This window comes from Actinophytocola sp. (assembly GCF_036402745.1).
Taxonomy (GTDB): domain Bacteria; phylum Actinomycetota; class Actinomycetes; order Mycobacteriales; family Pseudonocardiaceae; genus Actinophytocola.
In genome coordinates, this window is sequence record NZ_DASWSJ010000085.1 from 26,455 (window position 1) to 45,570 (window position 19,116).

At 73.0% G+C, this 19,116-nt stretch carries 18 protein-coding genes, 1 pseudogene and 1 riboswitch; of the genes and pseudogenes, 6 read left to right on the forward strand and 13 right to left on the reverse strand.

Features of this window, described 5'->3' with window-relative positions:
* Positions 1–9 precede the first annotated feature (9 nt).
* Complete coding sequence (locus VGD70_RS08215; RefSeq protein WP_331079746.1) at positions 10–1,356, forward strand: FAD-binding oxidoreductase; 1,347 nt, start codon at positions 10–12, stop codon at positions 1,354–1,356.
* 4 nt (positions 1,357–1,360) lie between these two features.
* Here the strand turns inward: VGD70_RS08215 and VGD70_RS08220 are convergent, their stop codons facing one another.
* The 10 genes from VGD70_RS08220 to VGD70_RS08265 form a co-directional block, all read right to left on the reverse strand.
* The gene (locus tag VGD70_RS08220; RefSeq protein WP_331079748.1) at positions 1,361–1,996 is read right to left on the reverse strand and encodes a class I SAM-dependent methyltransferase; all 636 of its coding nucleotides are present in this window, start codon (positions 1,994–1,996) and stop codon (positions 1,361–1,363) included.
* Positions 1,997–2,061: 65 nt separating this feature from the next.
* Positions 2,062–2,364 carry a hypothetical protein gene (locus tag VGD70_RS08225; RefSeq protein WP_331079750.1) on the reverse strand — a complete coding sequence of 101 codons (303 nt, stop codon included), beginning with the start codon at positions 2,362–2,364 and terminating at the stop codon, positions 2,062–2,064.
* Positions 2,365–2,435: 71 nt separating this feature from the next.
* Positions 2,436–2,969 (reverse strand): hypothetical protein, encoded by a 534-nt coding sequence (locus VGD70_RS08230; protein ID WP_331079751.1) that lies wholly within the window; start codon positions 2,967–2,969, stop codon positions 2,436–2,438.
* 131 nt (positions 2,970–3,100) lie between these two features.
* The gene (locus VGD70_RS08235; RefSeq protein ID WP_331079779.1) at positions 3,101–3,943 is read right to left on the reverse strand and encodes a transglutaminase family protein; all 843 of its coding nucleotides are present in this window, start codon (positions 3,941–3,943) and stop codon (positions 3,101–3,103) included.
* A gap of 97 nt (positions 3,944–4,040) precedes the next feature.
* Entirely contained in the window at positions 4,041–4,988 is a 948-nt protein-coding gene (locus tag VGD70_RS08240) for an alpha-E domain-containing protein (RefSeq protein ID WP_331079753.1), read from the reverse strand.
* Positions 4,975–6,654, reverse strand: a complete 1,680-nt coding sequence (locus tag VGD70_RS08245; RefSeq protein ID WP_331079755.1) for a circularly permuted type 2 ATP-grasp protein — start codon at positions 6,652–6,654, stop codon at positions 4,975–4,977. The genes VGD70_RS08240 and VGD70_RS08245 overlap by 14 nt, the downstream gene beginning before the upstream one ends.
* Positions 6,655–6,721: 67 nt before the next feature.
* Positions 6,722–7,582, reverse strand: coding sequence for an EamA family transporter (locus VGD70_RS08250; RefSeq protein WP_331079757.1), 861 nt, complete (start codon positions 7,580–7,582; stop codon positions 6,722–6,724).
* Between the two features lie 12 nt (positions 7,583–7,594).
* Positions 7,595–7,780: a hypothetical protein gene (locus VGD70_RS08255; RefSeq protein WP_331079759.1), complete on the reverse strand. Its 186-nt coding sequence runs from the start codon at positions 7,778–7,780 to the stop codon at positions 7,595–7,597.
* Between the two features lies 1 nt (position 7,781).
* Entirely contained in the window at positions 7,782–9,332 is a 1,551-nt protein-coding gene (locus tag VGD70_RS08260; protein WP_331079761.1) for a hypothetical protein, read from the reverse strand.
* The gene (locus VGD70_RS08265; protein WP_331079763.1) at positions 9,317–10,072 is read right to left on the reverse strand and encodes an ABC transporter ATP-binding protein; all 756 of its coding nucleotides are present in this window, start codon (positions 10,070–10,072) and stop codon (positions 9,317–9,319) included. Before VGD70_RS08265 ends, VGD70_RS08260 begins: the two co-directional genes overlap by 16 nt.
* A gap of 61 nt (positions 10,073–10,133) precedes the next feature.
* On the opposite strand from VGD70_RS08265, the gene VGD70_RS08270 reads away from it, so the two are divergent.
* From VGD70_RS08270 to rpsT, 4 genes and pseudogenes are all read left to right on the forward strand, one after another.
* Positions 10,134–11,063, forward strand: coding sequence for an SPFH domain-containing protein (locus tag VGD70_RS08270; protein WP_331079765.1), 930 nt, complete (start codon positions 10,134–10,136; stop codon positions 11,061–11,063).
* 6 nt (positions 11,064–11,069) lie between these two features.
* Positions 11,070–11,273: pseudogene (locus VGD70_RS08275) on the forward strand (hypothetical protein); the annotation flags it as partial.
* 185 nt (positions 11,274–11,458) lie between these two features.
* Positions 11,459–12,832, forward strand: a complete 1,374-nt coding sequence (locus tag VGD70_RS08280; RefSeq protein ID WP_331079767.1) for an ATP-binding protein — start codon at positions 11,459–11,461, stop codon at positions 12,830–12,832.
* A 147-nt stretch (positions 12,833–12,979) separates the two neighbouring features.
* The gene (rpsT, locus tag VGD70_RS08285; RefSeq protein WP_331079769.1) at positions 12,980–13,240 is read left to right on the forward strand and encodes a 30S ribosomal protein S20; all 261 of its coding nucleotides are present in this window, start codon (positions 12,980–12,982) and stop codon (positions 13,238–13,240) included.
* A gap of 99 nt (positions 13,241–13,339) precedes the next feature.
* Here rpsT and holA read toward each other — a convergent pair whose 3' ends face one another.
* Positions 13,340–14,317, reverse strand: a complete 978-nt coding sequence (holA, locus tag VGD70_RS08290; protein ID WP_331079771.1) for a DNA polymerase III subunit delta — start codon at positions 14,315–14,317, stop codon at positions 13,340–13,342.
* 167 nt (positions 14,318–14,484) lie between these two features.
* Positions 14,485–14,612, forward strand: a riboswitch (SAM riboswitch).
* Positions 14,613–14,623: 11 nt separating this feature from the next.
* Here holA and thrC point away from each other — a divergent pair.
* Positions 14,624–15,877, forward strand: coding sequence for a threonine synthase (thrC, locus tag VGD70_RS08295; protein ID WP_331079773.1), 1,254 nt, complete (start codon positions 14,624–14,626; stop codon positions 15,875–15,877).
* A 154-nt stretch (positions 15,878–16,031) separates the two neighbouring features.
* On the opposite strand, the gene VGD70_RS08300 is transcribed toward thrC, so the two are convergent.
* Both VGD70_RS08300 and VGD70_RS08305 read right to left on the reverse strand, forming a co-directional pair.
* On the reverse strand, positions 16,032–16,601 hold the full coding sequence (locus VGD70_RS08300; protein ID WP_331079775.1) for a hypothetical protein: 570 nt from the start codon (positions 16,599–16,601) through the stop codon (positions 16,032–16,034).
* 109 nt (positions 16,602–16,710) lie between these two features.
* A partial coding sequence (locus VGD70_RS08305; RefSeq protein WP_331079777.1) for a ComEC/Rec2 family competence protein occupies positions 16,711–19,116 on the reverse strand: 2,406 nt, incomplete at its 5' end.

Below are 19,116 nucleotides of genomic sequence, written 5' to 3' on the forward strand. Positions count from 1 at the left end.
GTTCTTCTCATGACGACAGCGACGAAGGCAGCGACGATGAACCTCGACGGCCAGCTCCTCCTGCCGGGCGACGACGACTACGACCAGGCCCGCGCGGTCTGGAACGCGATGGTGGACCGGCGGCCGCGGCTGATCGCGCGCTGCGCGAGCGTGGCCGACGTGGTCACCGCCGTGCGCACGGCCCGCGAGCTGGACCTCGAGATCGGCGTCCGCTGCGGCGGGCACAGCGGCACCGGGCTCGCCGTGCCGGACGGCGGCCTGATGATCGACCTGACGCCCCTGAACGACGTCAGCGTCGACCCGGTCCGGCGGCGGGCGATCGTGCGGGGTGGTGCGCTCCTGGGTGCGCTCGACCGCGCCGCGCAGGCGCACGGGCTCGCGACCACCGCCGGCAACGTCTCGCACACCGGCGTCGGCGGCCTCACGCTCGGCGGCGGGATGGGCTGGCTCGCCCGCCAGTACGGGCTTGCCTGCGACAACGTCGAGTCCTACCAGGTCGTCACGGCCGCCGGCGAGGTCGTCCGGGCGAGCCGCGACGAGCACCCGGACCTGTTCTGGGGTCTGCGTGGCGGCGGCGGGAACTTCGGCATCGTCACCGAGTTCGAGTTCCGGCTGCACGACACCGGCACCCGGACCCTGGTCGCCGAGTACGACTTCCCGCTCGAGCGGGCGGCCGCGGCGCTGCGGGCCTGGCGGGACCTGAACGCCGAGGCACCGCGGCGGGCGACGTTCACCGCGTCGGTCGGCCGCAACGGGCTCACCACGCTCGGCTTCGTCTGGGTCGGCGACCCGGCGGCGGCCCGGGCCTACCTGCCGGCGCTGCGTGCGCTGGGCCGGCCGGTGGCCGCGCGGGTCACCGAGCCGTCGTACGTGGCGCTGCAGACGCGCGAGGACTCGGTGCAGGGCCACACCTACCGCCGCTACTCCAAGGGCCACTACCTGCGCACGCTCCCGGACGCGGCCATCGAGGCGTTCCTGTTGCGTGGCACCGAGAGCGGCCACGGCTCCTACGCGCCGAACGCCGGCCTGCAGGCCTACGGCGGCGCGATCGACGAGGTGCCCGACGCCGACGCCGCGTTCAGCCACCGCGGCACGGTGTTCGAGTGGGGCACCGGCATGCGGTGGACCGACGCGGGCGAGGACGCGGCGCGGATGGCGGCGTCCCGCGCGGCCGCGGCCACGCTCGCGCCGTACGCCAGCGGCGTGTACGTCAACGCGCTGGCCGACGAGGGTGCCGAGGGCGTGCGGCGGGCCTACCCGGCGGCCAAGCTCGCCCGGCTGCGGACGGTCAAGGACGTCTACGACCCGGACAACGTGTTCCACCTCAACCAGAACATCCGCCCGACCGGCCGGTGACGGCTCACCGGGTGGCGGTGAAGTGCGCGACCGCGCCGGAGACCTCGAGCCGGTCGACCCGAAGGCCCGCGTCCTCGAGCCACCGCTCGAGCCCGGCGACCGTGCCACCGGCACCGAACAGGCCGGCCCGCCGGAACAGCGAGATCGCGACGTCCTGGCGCGGCCCCGCCTGCCGCACGATCGTGTCACCGACGAGCCGCCCGCCCGGCTTGAGGCAGCGGGCCAGCTCGTGGACGGCGGCCGCCGGGTCGGGCAGGCAGTGCAGGCCGTTGAAGCACAGGCAGACGTCGAACTCCGCGTCGGGGAACGGCAGCCGCACGATGTCCGCCTCGACGGCCTCGATCCGCCGCCCGAGCCGCGCGGCGCGCCGGCGGGTCCGGCCGAGCATCGCCGGTGAGAGGTCCGCGGCGACGTACCGGACGCCGGGACGCATCCCGCGCAGCGTGACCCCGCCACCGCACGGGACGTCGAGCACCGCGGCGCCGTCGGGCAGGTCACCGAGCGCGCGGATCTCGCGGTACAGCAGGGAGACGTCGGTACCCCAGAGTGCCCAGCCGGTGGGCCGGGCGAGCCACTCCCGCTCGACGCCGAAGTCGTAGACCGCGCCGCCGAGCCACCCGACCCGGTCCGTCCACCTCATTCAGGGCTGACCGGCGTGGGTTTCGCTGAAGTTCATCAGAACCCGATGGTACGTCGCGGCACCGGTCAGCCCGAGGGCTGACCGGCCGAAGGCTGGCGCCGCACCGACGCCACCGCGCCGAGCGCCGACAGCAGCGCCACGACATGCAGCGACGCGAGCCGCACCCGGCCCGCGGGCGCGATGTCGACCAGCCCTGCCGCCCGCAGCACCGCGAGGTCCTCGACCACGCTGCCGCCGATCCGCAGGACCAGCTCGGCCACCGGCACCTCGCCGGTCACGAGGATGCGCAGCACAGCGAGCCGCGCCCGGCTGTCCAGCACGCGGCTCAGCTCGTAGAGCCGCTCGTCCGCCCCGTCGTCGTGGTCCATCGGCGCCGTCCAAAGGCTGAGCCCCGGACGGCGCGGGTGCCTGCGCGCCGTCCGGGGCGGTCCGGTAGGGGTTACTTCCAGCCCAGATCGGTGATGTCGACGACGATCGTCGCGGCCGGCTTGTCGCCGCCCGCCTTGGCGACCACCACGACCTGCTCGTCCTTGGCCACCGAGGCGATCTTCTGGTCGCCGTTGACCTTGGTGTCCGCGTTCACCGTGTAGGTCTTCGTGTAGCCGTCGGCGCTCTTCAGCGCGATCGCGCCGCCGTTGACGGAGGTCACCGCGCCCTTCTGCACGACCAGGGTCTCGGAGCCGCCGCCCTTCTTGGCCAGCACCACCTCGGCGTGCGAGATGTCGGCGATGTTCAGGTCGCCGAACGCCTGGAACAGGCCGAACGGGCCGCCGCCACCCGAGTGGCCACCCCAGTCACCGCCGGCCCACGGCGGGCCGTCGTGCTCCTGGGCGGGCGGCGCGGGCTCGGAGGAGGGCTGCCCGGACGTGGCCGCCGCGATGCCGATCGCCCCGGCGCTCGCGAGGCCGACCACCGCCACACCCACGCCGACTCGCCATCCCAGCCTGCGCTTGGGGGTAGGACTGTCGTTCATCGTTTGCTCCCATCGGTATCGGTGACACCAATGGTCGCGACAACCGCGCCGGAAAACGTCGCACCGGCGACTGGACCTGGGCTACGCGCGGGGCGGTACCCAGTCGGGCCGGGACTACTCCCCGGGGAGTATCAGGCCAGCCGGGTCACGTCCACCGACACCTCGATCGCCGTCGCCGCGCCGCCGGAGTACGTGCCCTTGAGCGGCGACACGTCCGTGTAGTCCCGGCCGAGCGCCACCCAGATGTGCCGCGGCCCGATCTCCACGTCGTTGGTCGGGTCGAAGCCCCACCAGCCGCCGGTCCACGTCTCGATCCACGCGTGGCTCTCGCCGTTGACCGTCTCCCCGATGCTCGCGTTCGGCTTGGTGTGCAGGTATCCCGAGACGTACCGCGCGGGGATGCCGATCGAGCGCAGCAGCGCCAGGGTCAGGTGCGCGTAGTCCTGGCACACGCCCTCGCGCGCCTGCCACGCGTCGACCGCCGAGGAGTGCACGCCGGTGGTGCCGCGCTGGTAGGTGAGCTTGTCGTGCACCCACTCCGACACCGCGAGCACCGCATCCGCCGGCCGCCGGCCCTTGCGCAGGTCGCGGGCGATCGCGCCGAGCTCGCGGTGCCTGGGCACGTAGTCGGTCCACTCGAGGAACTCCGCGTACCGGTCGACGACCTCCGGCGCACGCAGGTCCGCCCAGGCGGCGCTGTCCACCGGGCTGACCACGTCGCCGGTCTCGACCACCGACGAGGAGACGATCTTCAGCTCGGTGTGCGGGGCGTGCAGGTCGAACGCGGTGACCTCGGTGTCCCAGTAGTCGGTGTACCGGTAGGACCTGGTGGCCGGCGTGGTCTCGACCCGGCTGACCACGAGGTTCTGCCGGCGGTCGCTGCGCGGGGTCAGCCTGGCCTCGTTGTAGGACTGGGTCACCGGCGCGGCATAGCGGTACCCGGTCGTATGCACCACCCGCACCCGCCAGTTCACGACGCCCCCTGGTTCGCTCGGCAAGCTCCGCACTGTGCTTGATGGTTCGCTCCGCAAGCTCCGCCCTGTGCTTGATGGTTCGCTCCGCAAGCTCCGCTCACAACGACACCCCCGCGTTCGTCCACGCCACCCATGGCACCGCGTGGAAGTATTGCAGCGCAACGGCTTCGCCGACGTCCCGGACGGTCTTCTGCAACCCGGCGAGCCGGGTGGTGAGGTCGTCGAGCAGCTCGTCGTCGCGCAGGAACTCCAGGTCGCTGCGGGCCTTGCCGAGCAGCCGGATCGCCTCGCCCTTCGCGCCCACCCGCACGGTCGGCCGCAGGTCCAGCTGCTCCAGCACCGCCTCGGCCTGGCGCAGCGCGTAGAACACCGAGCGCGGGAACAGCCGGTCCAGCAACAGGAACTGCACCACCCGGCCCGAGTCCAGCGCGCCGCGGTAGGTACGCAGGTACGTGTCGTGCGCGCCGGCCGAGCGGAGCACGGTGACCCAGCCGGGCGAGGACGGCTTGTCCCCGGCCCGCGACATCAGCAGCCGCACCACCATGTCCACCCGCTCGACCGACCGGCCAAGCACGAGGAACCGCCAGCCGTCGTCGCGGCTCATCGTGGAGTCGGCGAGCCCGGCGAACATCGCCGCCCGCTCCTCGACGAAGGAGAAGAACTCGTGCGGGCCAAGGCGTTTCGCCGCCCGCTGCCGGTCCGGCACGGCGTTCCACATCGCGTTGATGCACTCCCACAGCTCGGTCGAGACGACCTCGCGGGCCACCCGGGCGTTCTCCCGGGCGCTGGAGATCGACGACACGATCGAGCCGGCGTGCTCACCGGAGAACGCGACGAGGTCGGTGAGCGGCCGCACGTCGAGCGACTCGCCCTTCGGCGGGGTGATGCCGAGGACACCGAGCAGCTGGCGGCTGCTGGCGTCCGGGTCGACGGTGGCGTCCTCGAGCAGGTGGTGCACCGACACGTCGAGGATCCGCGCGGTGTCGTCGGCCCGCTCGACGTAGCGGCCGATCCAGTACAGCGACTCGGCGTTACGCGCCAGCATCGAGCACCTCCTGACGCTGCTGTTGTTGCTGCTGTTGTTGCTGCTGCTGTTGTTGCTGGCCCACGGTCAGCTCCGGGCCGCGCTCGGGGGCGATGTCCTCCATGCCCTGCCCGGCGCGGCCGGCGAGGCCCCGGCCGGCGAGCTCGGCGTCGGCGGTGGACGAGCGGGCGGCGAGCACCCAGGTGTCCTTGGACCCGCCGCCCTGCGAGGAGTTCACGATCAGGCTGCCCTCGGGCAACGCCACCCGGGTGAGCCCGCCGGGAAGCACGAACACCGACTTGCCGTCGTTCACCGCGAACGGCCGCAGGTCGACGTGCCGGGGCTTGAGCCGGTGGCCCACCTTGGTCGGCACGGTCGAGAGTTGCACCACCGGCTGGGCGATCCAGCCGCGCGGGTTGTTGCGGATCCGCCGGCGCAGCACCGCGAGCTCGCGCTGGCCGGCGGACGGGCCGAACACGATGCCGTAGCCGCCGGAGCCCTCGACCGGCTTGACCACCAGCTCGTCGAGCCGGTCGAGCACCTGCGCCTGCTCGTCGGGCAGCCAGCAGCGGAAGGTGTCCACATTGGGCAGCAGCGGCGACTCGCCGAGGTAGTACTTCAGGATCTCCGGCAGGTAGGTGTAGACGAGCTTGTCGTCGGCGACGCCGTTGCCCACCGCGTTGGCGATCACCACGTTGCCCGCCCGGGCCGCGTTGAGCAGCCCCGCCACCCCCAGCACCGACGTGGGCTCGAAATGGACCGGATCGAGGAACTCGTCGTCGATCCGGCGGTAGATCACGTCCACGGCGCGCTCGCCCTGGGTGGTGCGCATGTAGACCGCGTTGTCGCGGCAGAACAGGTCGCGGCCCTCGACGAGCTCGACGCCCATCAGCCGGGCGAGGAGCGAGTGCTCGAAGTAGGCGGAGTTGTGCACGCCCGGGGTGAGCACGACGACGTTGGGGTCCGGCACGTTCGCCGCGGCGGCCGCGCGCAGGGCCCGCAGCAGGTGCACCGCGTAGTCGCCGACCGCGCGCACCCGGTGCTTGGCGAACAGGTCCGGGAACACGCGGGCCATCGTGCGCCGGTTCTCCATCACGTAGCTCACCCCGGACGGGCTGCGCAGGTTGTCCTCCAGCACCCGGAACACGCCGTCCTCGTCCCGCACCACGTCGATGCCGGCGACGTGCACCCGCACGCCGTTGGGTGGCATCAGCCGCGCGGCCTGCCGGTGGAAGTGGGCGCAGGAGGTGATCAGGCGCTTCGGCAGCACGCCGTCGCGGATGATCTGCTGGTCGCCGTAGACGTCGGCGAGGAACGCCTCCAGCGCGCGGACCCGCTGGACGATGCCCCGCTCGAGCCGCGACCACTCCGCGGCGGTGATCACCCGCGGGATCAGGTCGAGCGGGAACGGCCGCTCCTGGCCCGACAGGGAGAACGTGATGCCCTGGTCGACCAGTGCCCGGTCCAGCGCCTCGGCCCGGGCGCCCAGCTCGGCCGGCGCGGACGGGGCGAGGGACTCGTACAGCCGCCGGTAGGCCTGCCGCAGCGAGCTGTCGGGCGCGAACATCTCGTCGTAGGCGCCCGCGTAGGGCCGCTTGGGATCGAGGTAGCCGTCGAACAGCTCGCCGTCCCGGCTCGCTGTCCTGGCGCGTGCCGACGATCGGGCCGACGTTGCTGATCGCTCCATCTGCGCATCTTCGCCCACGACCCCGCCCGGGCGCACTATCGAGAACATCAACAACGGGTAACCCCGCTCAGCCGGCCGCGATGGCGACGACTCCCGCGAGGACGATCGCCGCCCCGGTCAGCCGGCGTGCCGGGTTGGGCTCGCCCAGCAGCAGCCACGCGCCCACGCCGCCGATCACGATGGAGAGCTCCCGGGCCGGCGCGACCAGGCTCACCGGCGCGTGCCGCAGCGCGAACAGCACGAGCAGGTAGGCGAGCGGCGAGAGCACGGCGACTGCCAGGATCGGCGTCCTGTGCCGCCGCCACAGGTCCCTGACCTCGACCCGGTGGGCAAGCGCGTACGGGCCGAGCAGCACGGTCTCCGTGATCGAGGAGCCGGCCATCAGGATCAGCGGCGGCACCGCGAGCGCGGTGACCGCGTGCGCGTCCCACAGCGTGTAGGCGGCGATCGTCGTGCCGCAGAGGAGCCCGTAGCCCACGCCGGCCGCCCACGAGCTGCTCCCGGACGAGCCGAGCCCGCCGATCACCCAGACGCCGAGCACGACGGCCGCGGTGCCGGCGAGCGCGGCGGGCCCGGGTCGCTCGCCGAGCAGCCAGATCGCGGCGACGACCGACAGCATGGGCGCGGTGCCGCGGGCGAGCGGGTACACCACGGACAGGTCGCCGACCGCGTAACCCCGTTGCAGGATCACGAAGTAGCCGGTGTGGATCACGCCGCTGACGAGCACGGCGAGCCACCACGTCCCCGGCACCGAGCCACTGTCCGCCACGACCGTGCCGACGGCGAGCGGCAGCTGGAACAGCGCCGAGAACACCGCCGCGAGCCACACGAACAGCGCGCCGCCGGCCGGCACCCGCTTGGCACACAGGTTCCACCCGGCGTGCGCCACCGCGGCCCCGGCCACGAGCGCGACGGCGGCGGGGTTCATGCCGTCACCCTGTCAGACCGCGGCCCCGCGCCGGTCGGGCCTGCTCACGAGCACTGCCAGCAGCGCCGACCCCCAGGTGCCGAGCCAGTCCATCCCCTGCCGGGCCCCGCCACCGAGCCCCACCGGCAGGCCGAGGCTCAGCACCACGAGCACGGCGACGGCGAGGACGAGCGCGAGGACGACCACCCGTGACGTCATCTCACACCGGCTTGCCGACCTGGGCGAGCAGCTCCGGCCCGCGCCGCTCGAGCCGCTGCTGCGCGATCCGGCCCCACCACCACCAGCACAGCACGCCGACGGCGATCCCGACCGGCACGCCGAGCCAGCGGACCTCGGGCGCGAACCACAGGATCGCCGCCACCGGCGTCGCCACGACCCCCAGCAGCAGGGAGATGGCGAGCTGGAGCAGGGCCCGCAGGATCCCCGGGTTGTTGCCGGCGGAGAACGGGTTGGCGCGCTGCTCGGGCATCGCGTACCCGGCGAACACCGACAGCAGCACCACGAGCCCCGCGCCGCCGCCGAGCAGCGCGGGCGTGAGCCCCAGCACCCACGGGTAGACGTCGGGACCGGCCACCGCGGGCAGCACGATGGCGAGTACCAACGCCACCGGTCCGACCACCAGCAGCCACGCCACCTGCCGCCCGCGCACGTCGGCCGCCACCCCGCCGGGGACGACCAGCGTGTGCCACAGCGCGCTGCCGTCCATGCCGTACAGGTTGCCGGCGAGCACGCAGCCGAGCGACACCACGACCAGGCCGGCGACGGGGATGGACCCGGTGCCGCCGCCGTTCAGCGCCGGTGCCACCGCGACGATCGCCGCGGCCATCGCCGTCGACAGCAGCGCGACCCGGCGGCGGGCGTCGCGGACCCACGTGCGCAGCTCCTTGCCCACCACCGCGCCGACGGGTGTCGCGGGGAGCAGGTCGCCGATCCGCGCCCGGCCGGCTCGCCGCTCGCTCGGCCCGCCGCTGGCCTGGACCCGGGTGGTGCGCCGGACCAGCAGCGCCCCCCACACCGCGAGCAGCCCACCGGTCGCCGCCGCGAGCCCGGCGAGGCCGCCGACCGCGAGGAGCCAGTCGCCGTTCCCGGCGGCGTCGACGGCCACGATTCCCCAGCCGGGCGGCAGCGCCCGCAGCACGGTGGACAGCGTCGCCGACCCACCCTCCAGCAGCACCGGCCCGACCGTCCGGCCCACCGCCTGGATCACGAACCCGGAGAGCCCGACGAGTGCGGCGAGCAGCACGCCGAGGTCGCGACCGCGGCGGGACTGCAGCGCGGCGCCGAGCGCGGCCATCACCACCCGGGACAGCACCACGACCAGCGCCAGCTGCAACGGCACGGCGAGCACGGCGACGACCACCGCGCCGGGACCCGCCGCGTGCAGCACCAGCCCGCAGAACGCGAGGAACGTGACGATCGCCGGCACGCCGAGGAACGCGGCGCCGAGCAGCCCGCCGGCCAGCCGGCGCGGCGCGATCGGCAGCAACGCGAAGTGCTCCGGGCGCAGCGTCTCGTCCCCGCCGCCGGTGAGCACCGGCCCGACCAGCCAGCCGACCGTCCACAGCAGGTAGGCCGCGGCAAGGACGTCGACCGCGACGCCAGGGTGGTCGAAGTCGGCCGTGGCCACCGCGATGGTCCCGAGCGCCGCCAGCAGCCCGACCACCGCGCCGGCCGCCGTGAGCACGGCCTGCTTGCCACGCAACGAGTGCCGCAGCACCCGCCACTTCATCCGGATCAGGACGCCAACCACGACAAGCCCTCCGTGCCGCCGGTCCGCCCGCCCACGATGTGCACGAACGCCTCCTCCAGGCTCGTGCCGCCGCGCACCTCGGCCACCGGCCCGGCGGCCACCACCCGGCCGCGGGTGATCACGGCGACGTGCGTGCAGAGCTGCTCGACCAGGGCCATCACGTGGCTGGACAGCACGACCGCGCCGCCCGAGGCGACGAACCGCCGCAGGATCGTGCGGATCGTCGCGGCGGACACCGGGTCGACCGCCTCGAACGGCTCGTCGAGCACGAGCAGCCGGGGCGCGTGCAGCAGCGCCGTCGCGAGCCCGATCTTCTTGCGCATGCCCGCGGAGTAGTCGATGACCAGGCGGTTGCGCGCGTCGTCGAGCTCCAGCACGGCGAGCAGCTCGTCGACCCGCTGGGCCACGGTCTCCTTCGGGAGGCCGCGCAGCAGGCCCATGTAGGTGAGGAGCTCCGCGCCGGTCAGCCGCTCCGGCAGCGACAGTCCGTCGGGTAGCACGCCGATCAACGCCTTGGCGCGCAAGGGATCCGCCCACACGTCGACGCCGAAGATGGTGGCGGTGCCGCCGTCCGGGCGCAGCAGGCCCACGGCCATCGACAGCGACGTGGTCTTGCCGGCGCCGTTCGGGCCGACGAGCCCGAAGAAGGAGCCGGCCGGCACCGCGAGGTCGACGTGATCGACCGCGATCGTCCGGCCGAACCGTTTGAACAACCTGGACAACCTCAAAGCCTCGCTCATGGCGCCAGACTACTATAAAGTGATATCACTTTGATAGACACTTCGAGCCGAAGGAATCGCCATGGCCGAGACAGTCGAGTCGCCGATGCCGGAACCCCACCTCCGGGAGCGGGCCGCGTTCGGCGCCGGCGGGCTGCCCGTGCTCGCCGTCGCGGTGGTGCTGGGTTTAGCCGGCGCGGCGATGCTGCTGGTCGGGATCCTTCGGCTGGCTCTGCACCCCGGCACGACGGGAATGATCGTGCTGGTGGTCGTCGGCAGCCTCGTGACGCTGGCCGCGGCCATCCTCGGCGGCGGGCTGATGATGGTGGCGCCCGGCGAGGCGCGGGTCATCCAGTTCCTCGGCCGCTACGTCGGCACCGTGCGGGAGGACGGGCTGCGCTGGACCAACCCGTTCACGATGCGGCGCAAGATCTCCACCCGGATCCGCAACCACGAGACCGCGGTCACCAAGGTCAACGACGCGGACGGCAGCCCGATCGAGATCGCCGCGGTGGTGGTCTGGCGGGTCACCGACACGGCGCGCGCGATGTTCGAGGTCGACGACTACCACCAGTTCGTCAACACCCAGACCGAAACCGCCGTTCGCCACATAGCCACCACCTACCCCTACGACGCCCACGGCGACGAGCAGCTCTCGCTCCGGCTCAACACGACGGAGATCACCGACCAGCTGTCCGCGGAGATCGGCGCCCGCGTCGAGGCGGCCGGTGTCGAGGTGATCGAGTCGAGGCTCACGCACCTTGCCTACGCGCAGGAGATCGCCGGCGCGATGCTGCGCCGCCAGCAGGCGGGCGCGATCGTCGCGGCCAGGACGCGGATCGTCGAGGGGGCCGTCGGCATGGTCCAGATGGCGCTGGAGAAGCTGGCCGAGCGGGAGGTCGTGGACCTCGACGAGGAGCGCGAGGCCACGATGGTGAGCAACCTGCTGGTGGTGCTCTGCGGCGACCGCGACACCCAGCCCGTCGTCAACACCGGTTCCCTCTACCACTGAGTCCTCGTGGCCGAACGAAAGAAGCTGCTGCTGCGCCTGGACCCGGCGATCCACGACGCGGTCGCCAGGTGGGCGGGCGACGAGCTGCGCAGCACGAACGCACAGATCGAGTTCCTCCTGCGCCGAGCCCTGTCCCAGTCCGGCCGCCTACCAGACAACGCAGGCCACCTCCCCCGCCGCGGCCGCCCCCCAAGAGACGAGTCTCCCGAGCCCTCCGAACCCGACCCTCCCTCCGAACCCGAGCTGCCCTCCGACCCCGCCGCGTCGCCCGCGTCGCTCGCGTCGACCGAACCCTCCAACCCTTCCGAGCCCTCGTAGCCCCAAGCTTTTCCGACCCGCCGCGTCGTCCCGTTCCCAGCCCGACGCCGAGTAGCGAGTTCTGGCACGTTGGTGTGGTGAACCTGCCGACCGAGGACGCCCGTGGGCTCGCCCGTGCCCTGACCGACCTGCTCAACGCCGGCCAGCAGTCGCTCGCGGAGTCCGGCTCGCCGCTGATCACCCGGATCACCGAGCACGTCGGCTGCCCGCTGGCCGAGATCCCGAACGTGGCCGAGCACCTACCGAGCTGGGAACACGCCAACCTGCAGCGCGGCATCGACGCCTACCTGGCCCGAAACTCGCCGGACGCGGCCTGGTTCGGCATCGCCGGCGCCCGGCACTTCACATCCGTCATCGACATGCTCGCCTCGGCGGACACGAGCCAGTCCTACCGGCTCGGCGCGGTCGACTACACGACCGTGGCGACCGGCCCGGCCACGGCCACCGAGGCGGTGCAGCTGGGCCTGGTGTGCACGGTCGCGCCGGACGGCTCGCCGGTGGTGCTCGCCGTCCAGGGCGCGGAGGAGGACCGCGGCGAGGACCGCTGCCACCTGCAGGTCCTCGCCGCCGACCGGCACACGGGCTCGGCGGTGCGCGAGGAGGTGCTGGAACACGCTCGCGAGCAGGACGTCTTCCGTGGTCAGGTGCTGTCGTTCGGCATGAGCGAGCACCGGGGCAACAAGCTGCTGTCGTTCATGCCCCGCCCGTCGCTGCGCGCGGACCAGGTGGTGCTGCCCGACGGCGTCCTCACCTCGATCGAGCGGCACGTCGTGCGCTCCGCCGCGCAGACCTCGGCACTGCGTGACCATGGCCAGCATCTCAAGCGCGGCCTGCTGCTGTACGGGCCGCCCGGCACCGGCAAGACACACACGGTCCGCTACCTGCTCTCACGGCTGCCGGAGTGCACGGTCTTCCTGCTCACCGGCATCGCGCTGATCCGCTGGCTGCGCGCGACGGCCGCCCTGGCCAGGCGCCTCGAGCCGTCGGTTGTCGTGGTCGAGGACGTCGACCTGATCGCCCAGGACCGGTCGATGTCGCCCACGGGCAACCCGGTGCTGTTCGAGCTGCTGGACGTGATGGACGGCATCGGCTCGGAGGCGGACGTGACGTTCGTCCTCACGACCAACCGCGTGGAGGCGCTCGAGGAGGCGCTGGCGCAACGCCCCGGCCGGATCGACCTGGCGGTGGAGGTTCCTCGCCCGGACGCCCAGTGCCGCGAACGCCTCCTGCGCCTCTACGCCGGTGCGGCGCTGCACCTCCCGGACGCCGAGCCGCTGGTCGCGGCCACCGAGGGCGTGACCGCGTCGTTCGTCAAGGAGTGGGTTCGGCGCGCGGTCCTCCACGCGGTGGACAACGACGGCGCCCTGGACGAGCCGTGCCTGCGGACCGCCCTCGACGAGCTCATGTCCCAGCAGCAGGCGCTCACCCGCAGCATGCTGGGTAGCCGCTGACCGGGGCGTCGTGACCCGCTGTTATCCTCATTTCTCGTGCCGTGTGGCATTCCGTCATGGAGGAAGCTCACCGGTGTTCGTCTCGGCTTCGGTGGGGCCACCTGAACGCGGCACAGACTTCCGTGATCGACATCGAGGAGCACACGCGTGGCGAACATCAAGTCCCAGATCAAGCGGATCAAGACGAACGAGAAGGCGCGGCAGCGCAACAAGTCCGTCAAGTCCTCGGTGAAGACCGCGATTCGCAAGTTCCGCGAGGCCGCCGACGCCGGCGACAAGGACAAGGCGACCGAGCTCCTCCAGGACGCCAGCCGCAAGCTCGACAAGGCGGCCGGCAAGGGCGTGATCCACGCCAACCAGGCGGCGAACAAGAAGTCCGCCATGGCGAAGCGCGCCAACGAGATCTGAGCTTCGTACCGACGGTGCCGGTCATCCCTCCCGGGGTGGCCGGCACTGTTGTCTGTCCAGCCGACTGTCTGTCCAGCCGACGCCGACCTCCAGTCCCGGTCAGCTGCGGCGGCGGGCCTCGACGAGGCGGAGCACCGCACGCTGCAGGGCGTAGTCCGCGTCCACCGCGACGCCCTTCACGTCCGCGTTCACGTCGGCCACCACCTGCATCGCCACCACCAGGCCGGCCGGGTGCCAGCCGCGGGACTGGGACAGCGCCTTGCGTACCTTCCACGTCGGCATGCCGAGCTCGGTCGACAGCCGGTACGGGTCGGCGCGGCCCGCGCCGGAGACCCGCGCCACCGTCCGCACCGCGTCGGCCAGCGCGTCGGCCACCAGCACGTGCGGCACGCCGAGCTGCATCGCCCAGCGCAGCATCTCCAGCGCGCCGGCCACGTCGCCGGTGACCGCCTTCTCGGCCACCGCGAACCCCGTGACGTCCGCCCGGCCGCGGTGGTAGCGACGCACCTCGTCGGCGGTGACCTGCCCACCGGTGTCGGCCACGAGCTGCGCGGCGGCCGACGCCAGCTCACGCAGGTCCGAGCCGACCGAGTCGATCAGCGCGGCCACCGCGTCCGCATCGGTCTTGCCCCCGGCCCGGCGGATCTCGTTGCGCACGAACGCCTCGCGGTCCGCCGGCTTGGTGATCCTGGGGCAGTCCACGACCTGCGCGTCCGCCGAGCGCAGCGTGGTGATCAGGTCCTTGGCCGGCTTGCGTCCGCCGCCGGTGTGCAGCACGACGAGCTGCACGCTCTCCGCGGGCTCGCGCACGTAGGAGGTGATCGCGGCGGCGATGTCCTTGCCGGCGTCGTGCGCGCCCTCGAGGACGATCACCCGCCGCTCCGCGAACAGCGAGGGGCTCACGAGCTCGGCCAGCTCGGGCGACGTCAGGTCCGACACCTTCACCCGGGTCAGCTCGGCGGTCGGGTCAGCGAGCCGCGCGGAATCGATCGCGGCCCGGACCGCGCGCTCGACCAGCAGCTCCTCCTCACCGAGCACGAGCTGCAGAGTCGGCGGCGTCACGACGGGCGACTTCACGCCGCCATCCTCGCACCACCGCGGTCGCCCCGAAGCCTGGCGGGGGTCCGTGTCGCCGCCGCTTCCATGATCGACATGACCCGGCTGAGGCTTCTCTCGAATGATGGACCTCACATTGGCCGAGCCGCCGGGTCGTGCCGTAACGTGTTCTACAGACAACTGAATACAGCTCATCCAGAGGGGCAGAGGGATCGGCCCGAAGAAGCCCCGGCAACCGGCGTCAGCCATTTCGCTTTCCGCGAGGACGGCTACGACCACGGTGCCAATTCCGACCCGCACGCGGGACAGATGAGGAGATACCTCGCGATGACTATTACTGCCGCCGGCACCACGCTCGACCTCGGGCCCGCACGCGCCCTGACCTGCCGGGAGTGTGGAAACCAGGTACCACTTGCCGCCGAGTTCGCGTGCGCCGAGTGTTTCGGCCCGCTCGAGGTCGCCTACGAGTTCGGCGACGTCACCCGGGCGGAGATCGAGTCCGGCCCCAAGTCGATCTGGCGCTACCGCCGCCTGCTGCCCATCCCGTCCGATGTGGACAGGTACGCCAACACCGAGCCCGGCCTCACCCGGCTGGTGAAGGCCGACCGGCTGGGTGCGGCCCTGGGCGTGAAGTCGTTGTGGGTCAAGGACGACACCGGCAACCCGACACACTCCTTCAAGGACCGCGTCGTCGCCGTCGCGCTCGCCGCCGCCCGCGAGCTCGGCTTCACCGTGCTGGCCTGCCCGTCCACCGGCAACCTGGCCAACGCCGTCGCCGCCGCGGCAGCGCGCGCCGGCTGGAACTCGGTGGTGCTGATCCCGTCCTCTCTCGAGCGGGCCAAGGTCCTGACCACGGCCGTGTACGACGGCGCGCTCATCGCGGTGGACGGCAACTACGACGACGTCAACCGGCTCGCCACCGAGCTCGCGGCCGAGCACGAGGACTGGGCATTCGTCAACGTCAACGTGCGGCCGTACTACGCCGAGGGCTCGAAGACGCTGGGGTACGAGGTGGCCGAGCAGCTCGGCTGGCGCTTGCCCGACCAGATCGTGGTCCCGGTCGCCTCCGGCGCGCAGCTCACCAAGGTGGACAAGGGTTTCCGCGAGTTCACCGAGCTCGGTCTCGTCGACGGCAAGCCCTACCGCGTGTTCGGCGCCCAGGCCACGGGCTGCTCCCCGGTGTCGGCCGCGTTCAAGGCCGGCCACGACGTGGTCCGCCCGGTGAAGCCCGACACGATCGCCCGCTCGCTGGCCATCGGCGCCCCCGCGGACGGCCCGTACGTGCTCGACGTCGTCCGCCGGACCAACGGGGCCGTCGAGGACGTCTCGGACGAGGAGGTCGTCGACGGCATCCGTCTCCTGGCGAGGACCGAAGGCATCTTCGCCGAGACCGCGGGCGGCGTCACCGTGGCGACAGCCAAGAAGCTGGTCGAGACCGGCCAGCTGGACCCTGAGGCCGAGACGGTGCTCCTGATCACCGGCGACGGCCTGAAGACTCTCGACGCGGTCCAGGACAAGATCGGCCCCAAGGCCACCGTGCCCCCGACGACCGCCGCGGTCCGCGAAGCCCTCGAGTCCTAACCAGACACTCAGCACCGCCGCGAGCGCCGCACGCGCCCGCGGCGGTCGCGTGTGCACGCCCGACGCCAACCCAGCTGCCCGTCAGTCCTCGCTGCTGCCGCCCGACGGACGTCTTTCGGCGCCACCCCGCGCGCTGTCCGCGGCGTCGCGGCCGTCAGGGCAGGTTGGCCAGCAGGTTGCGCATGAACCCGGGCGCGCCGATGCCCAGCACCATGCCCAGGGCCACGCCGACGCTGGCGTCAGCGGCGTCCGCGGCCGGCTGGTACACCGCCGACATCGTCCGCCCTTGGTCCGGTGTGGACAGTCGCGCCACAGGCTGACCGTCGCGCTCCAGACGGGCTCGCCAGCGACCTTCGTGGCGCAGCAGGTACTCCCGGCCGGCCACGGTGGCCCGCACGTTGTAGGTCGCGCGCCGCATGGCCCGGCGCCCGCAGTCCAGCGGTGCGGGCTGACCGTCGACCTCCAGCCGCACGGCGTCGCGGGTCATCGGCGTGATCCGCGGCGGCGGGAGGTTCCAGATCAGCCGCCGCTTGAGCACCTCCGGCAACGAGAGGACGGCACTCAACGTCAGCGTGGCTCGCCACGGCCCGGTGACCGTCACCACCCGTGGGTCCCACTGGCCGGTCACCGTGAACACCCCGAACCGCTGGTCGGGCAGCTGGATGATCACGGGCTCGGTCGGGATGTCGGCGCCGACCATCGTCTTGCGCAACCTGTCGAACACGGGCGGGCACGGTAACGGCTCGCCGCCGATCGGTCCAACCGACACGGGTGAACACACCGAGGAATGTCCAGGCCTTCGGTCCGGGCACGGCAGCCGCGGCGGACACGGGTCACGGCAAGGCAAGCGATTGCACGGCAGCCTGAACCCGTCGCCGAGCCTCGGCTCCGGCCGTCGGTGGGCCTCTGGCCGCGCCGCGGGTGATCGCGCGTGGGCCGGAGTCGCCCGGCACTATGGCCGCGTCGCCGGCGGTGTCGGTGCGGACGACCAGCGTCCCGGACCGCCCCAACGCTCGCAGGGTGATCGGGCTGGGGTGGCCGTACCGGTTGCCGGCGCCCACGCTCACCACCGCGATCCGTGGCCTGATCGCCGCGAACAGCTCCGGCGTCGTGTAGCGGCTGCCGTGATGGGGAACCTTGATCACCTCCGCGGACAGGTCGGCCCGCGAGCTCAGCAGGTGGGCCTGGGCGGCCAGCTCGACGTCACCGCTGAGCAGGATCCGGCCCGCCGGCGTCGCGGCCCGCATGACCACCGACGCGTTGTTGATCTCCGTGCCGTCGGCCTCGGCCGCCGGCATCACCTCCCTTCCTCCTGGTGCCAACACTTCGAGCGTCAGCCCCGGCCAGTCCAGCCGCCGCCCCGCGTCGAGCTGGACGATCGGCACACCCGCCGTGGCGGCTTTCGTCCGCACCTCCTTCCATGCCCAGTCCGGCGCCCGCGCCGGACCCACCCCCACCGCGCCCACCGCCCTGTCGTGCAGCACCGCGTCGAGCCCGCCGACGTGGTCGGCGTGCAGGTGGGTGAGCACCACCAGCGGCACCCGCGACACGTCCAGCCGGTCCAGGCACGCGGCCAGCGGGCCCGGCTCCGGCCCGGTGTCCACCACCACCGCTCGCCCCGGCTCAGCCGTGGCCAGTACGACCGCGTCGCCCTGGCCGACATCGCAGGCGACCATCGCCCACCCCGCCGGCGGCCACCCGGGAGCGATCACCCGCACCGGGATGACCACGACCAGCAGACCGGTGAACGCCGCACCGACCAGCACCCGCAGCCGCCGGTGTCGCAGCGCCGCCACCAGCAACAGCACGCACGCCACCAGCAGCAGGCCGCCCCACCACCCGTCCGGCCAGTCGATGGCGGCGCCGGGGACCCGGGACGCGTGCCGGCCGACCAGGATGAGCCAGTCGGCCTCCGGGCCGGCGAGCCGAACCAGCAGCTCGGCAAGCCACGGCAGCACCGGCGCGACCGGAGCCGCCAGCACACCCAGCACCGTGGCCGGCGCGACGACCGGCGCCGCCAGCAGGTTCGCCAGCACCGCCACGAGGCTGACCTGTCCAGCCATCCCGGCCACCACGGGCGCGGTGACCAGGTGCGCCGCGGCCGGCACCGCGAGCGCCTCGGCGAGCCCGCGCGGCACACCCCGCGCGGCCAGCCGGTCGGCCCACCGCGGCGCGAGCAGCACCAGCCCGGCCGTGGCGAGCACCGACAGCGCGAACCCGAAGCTGATCGCCATCGCCGGGTCCCACAGCACCAGCAGCACCACCGCGGTGCCGAGCGCCGGCAGCGCCGCCCGTTCCCGCCCGATGGCCAGGGCCAGCAGCCCGACGGCACCCATGACGCCGGCCCGCAGGACGCTCGGCTCCGGCCCCGCCAGCACCACGAAGCCGACCAACGCCGCCATCGCGCCCGCCGCCGCACCCCGAGGCCCGACCCGCATCGCCCGCAGCAGCAACAGCACCGCCACGCACACGATGGCGAGGTTGGCGCCGCTCACGGCCAGCAGGTGCGCCAGGCCCGCGGTCTGGAACTCCTCCTCGACCTGCCGGGGTAACCGGTCGGTGTCGCCCACCACCAGCCCAGGCAGGAGTCCGGCGGGCTCCGGGTCGAGCACTGCCGCGGCATCCCGCAGCCCGGACCGCAGCTCCTGCGCGACGCGCTGCCAGACCGCCGCGTCGGTGACCTGGTCCGGCGGACCACGGACCCGAAGCACGGCCACCGTGAGCTCGCCTGTCCGCGCGGGCGCGAGCTGTGCGGTGGCGGTGACGTCCTGCCCGGGAAGCAGCGTGGACCACCCGTCCACCGGCGCGATCAGCACCACCCGGCCGGTGGTGGCCACCGGGGCCCGGCCGACCGTCGCATCACGCACGCGTGCCGGCACCACGACCGCGCGCACCCCGCCCTGTTGCCCGCCGAACCCTGCGGAGAACACCGGCCGCGGCCGCTCGGTGACCGTCACCCGGAACACGCCCGACGCACCCTCGGTGGCGTGCGCCCGCAACGGGTCCTCGGCGGCGTCGCGCAGGCGACCGGTGTTACCCGCCGCCACCAGGAGCCCGCAGATCACCAGCGCCCAGCCGACCCCGAGGCGCCAACACCGCACCACCGGCGGCCGTCCCCGAGCGGCCCGCAGCACAGCCGTCCCGCAGGCGATGGTGAGGACGCCGCCGATCGCGACCCACCACCAGCCCAGCACGAGCCCGAGCATGGTCGCGACCCATACAGCCAGCGCCGCCGGCAC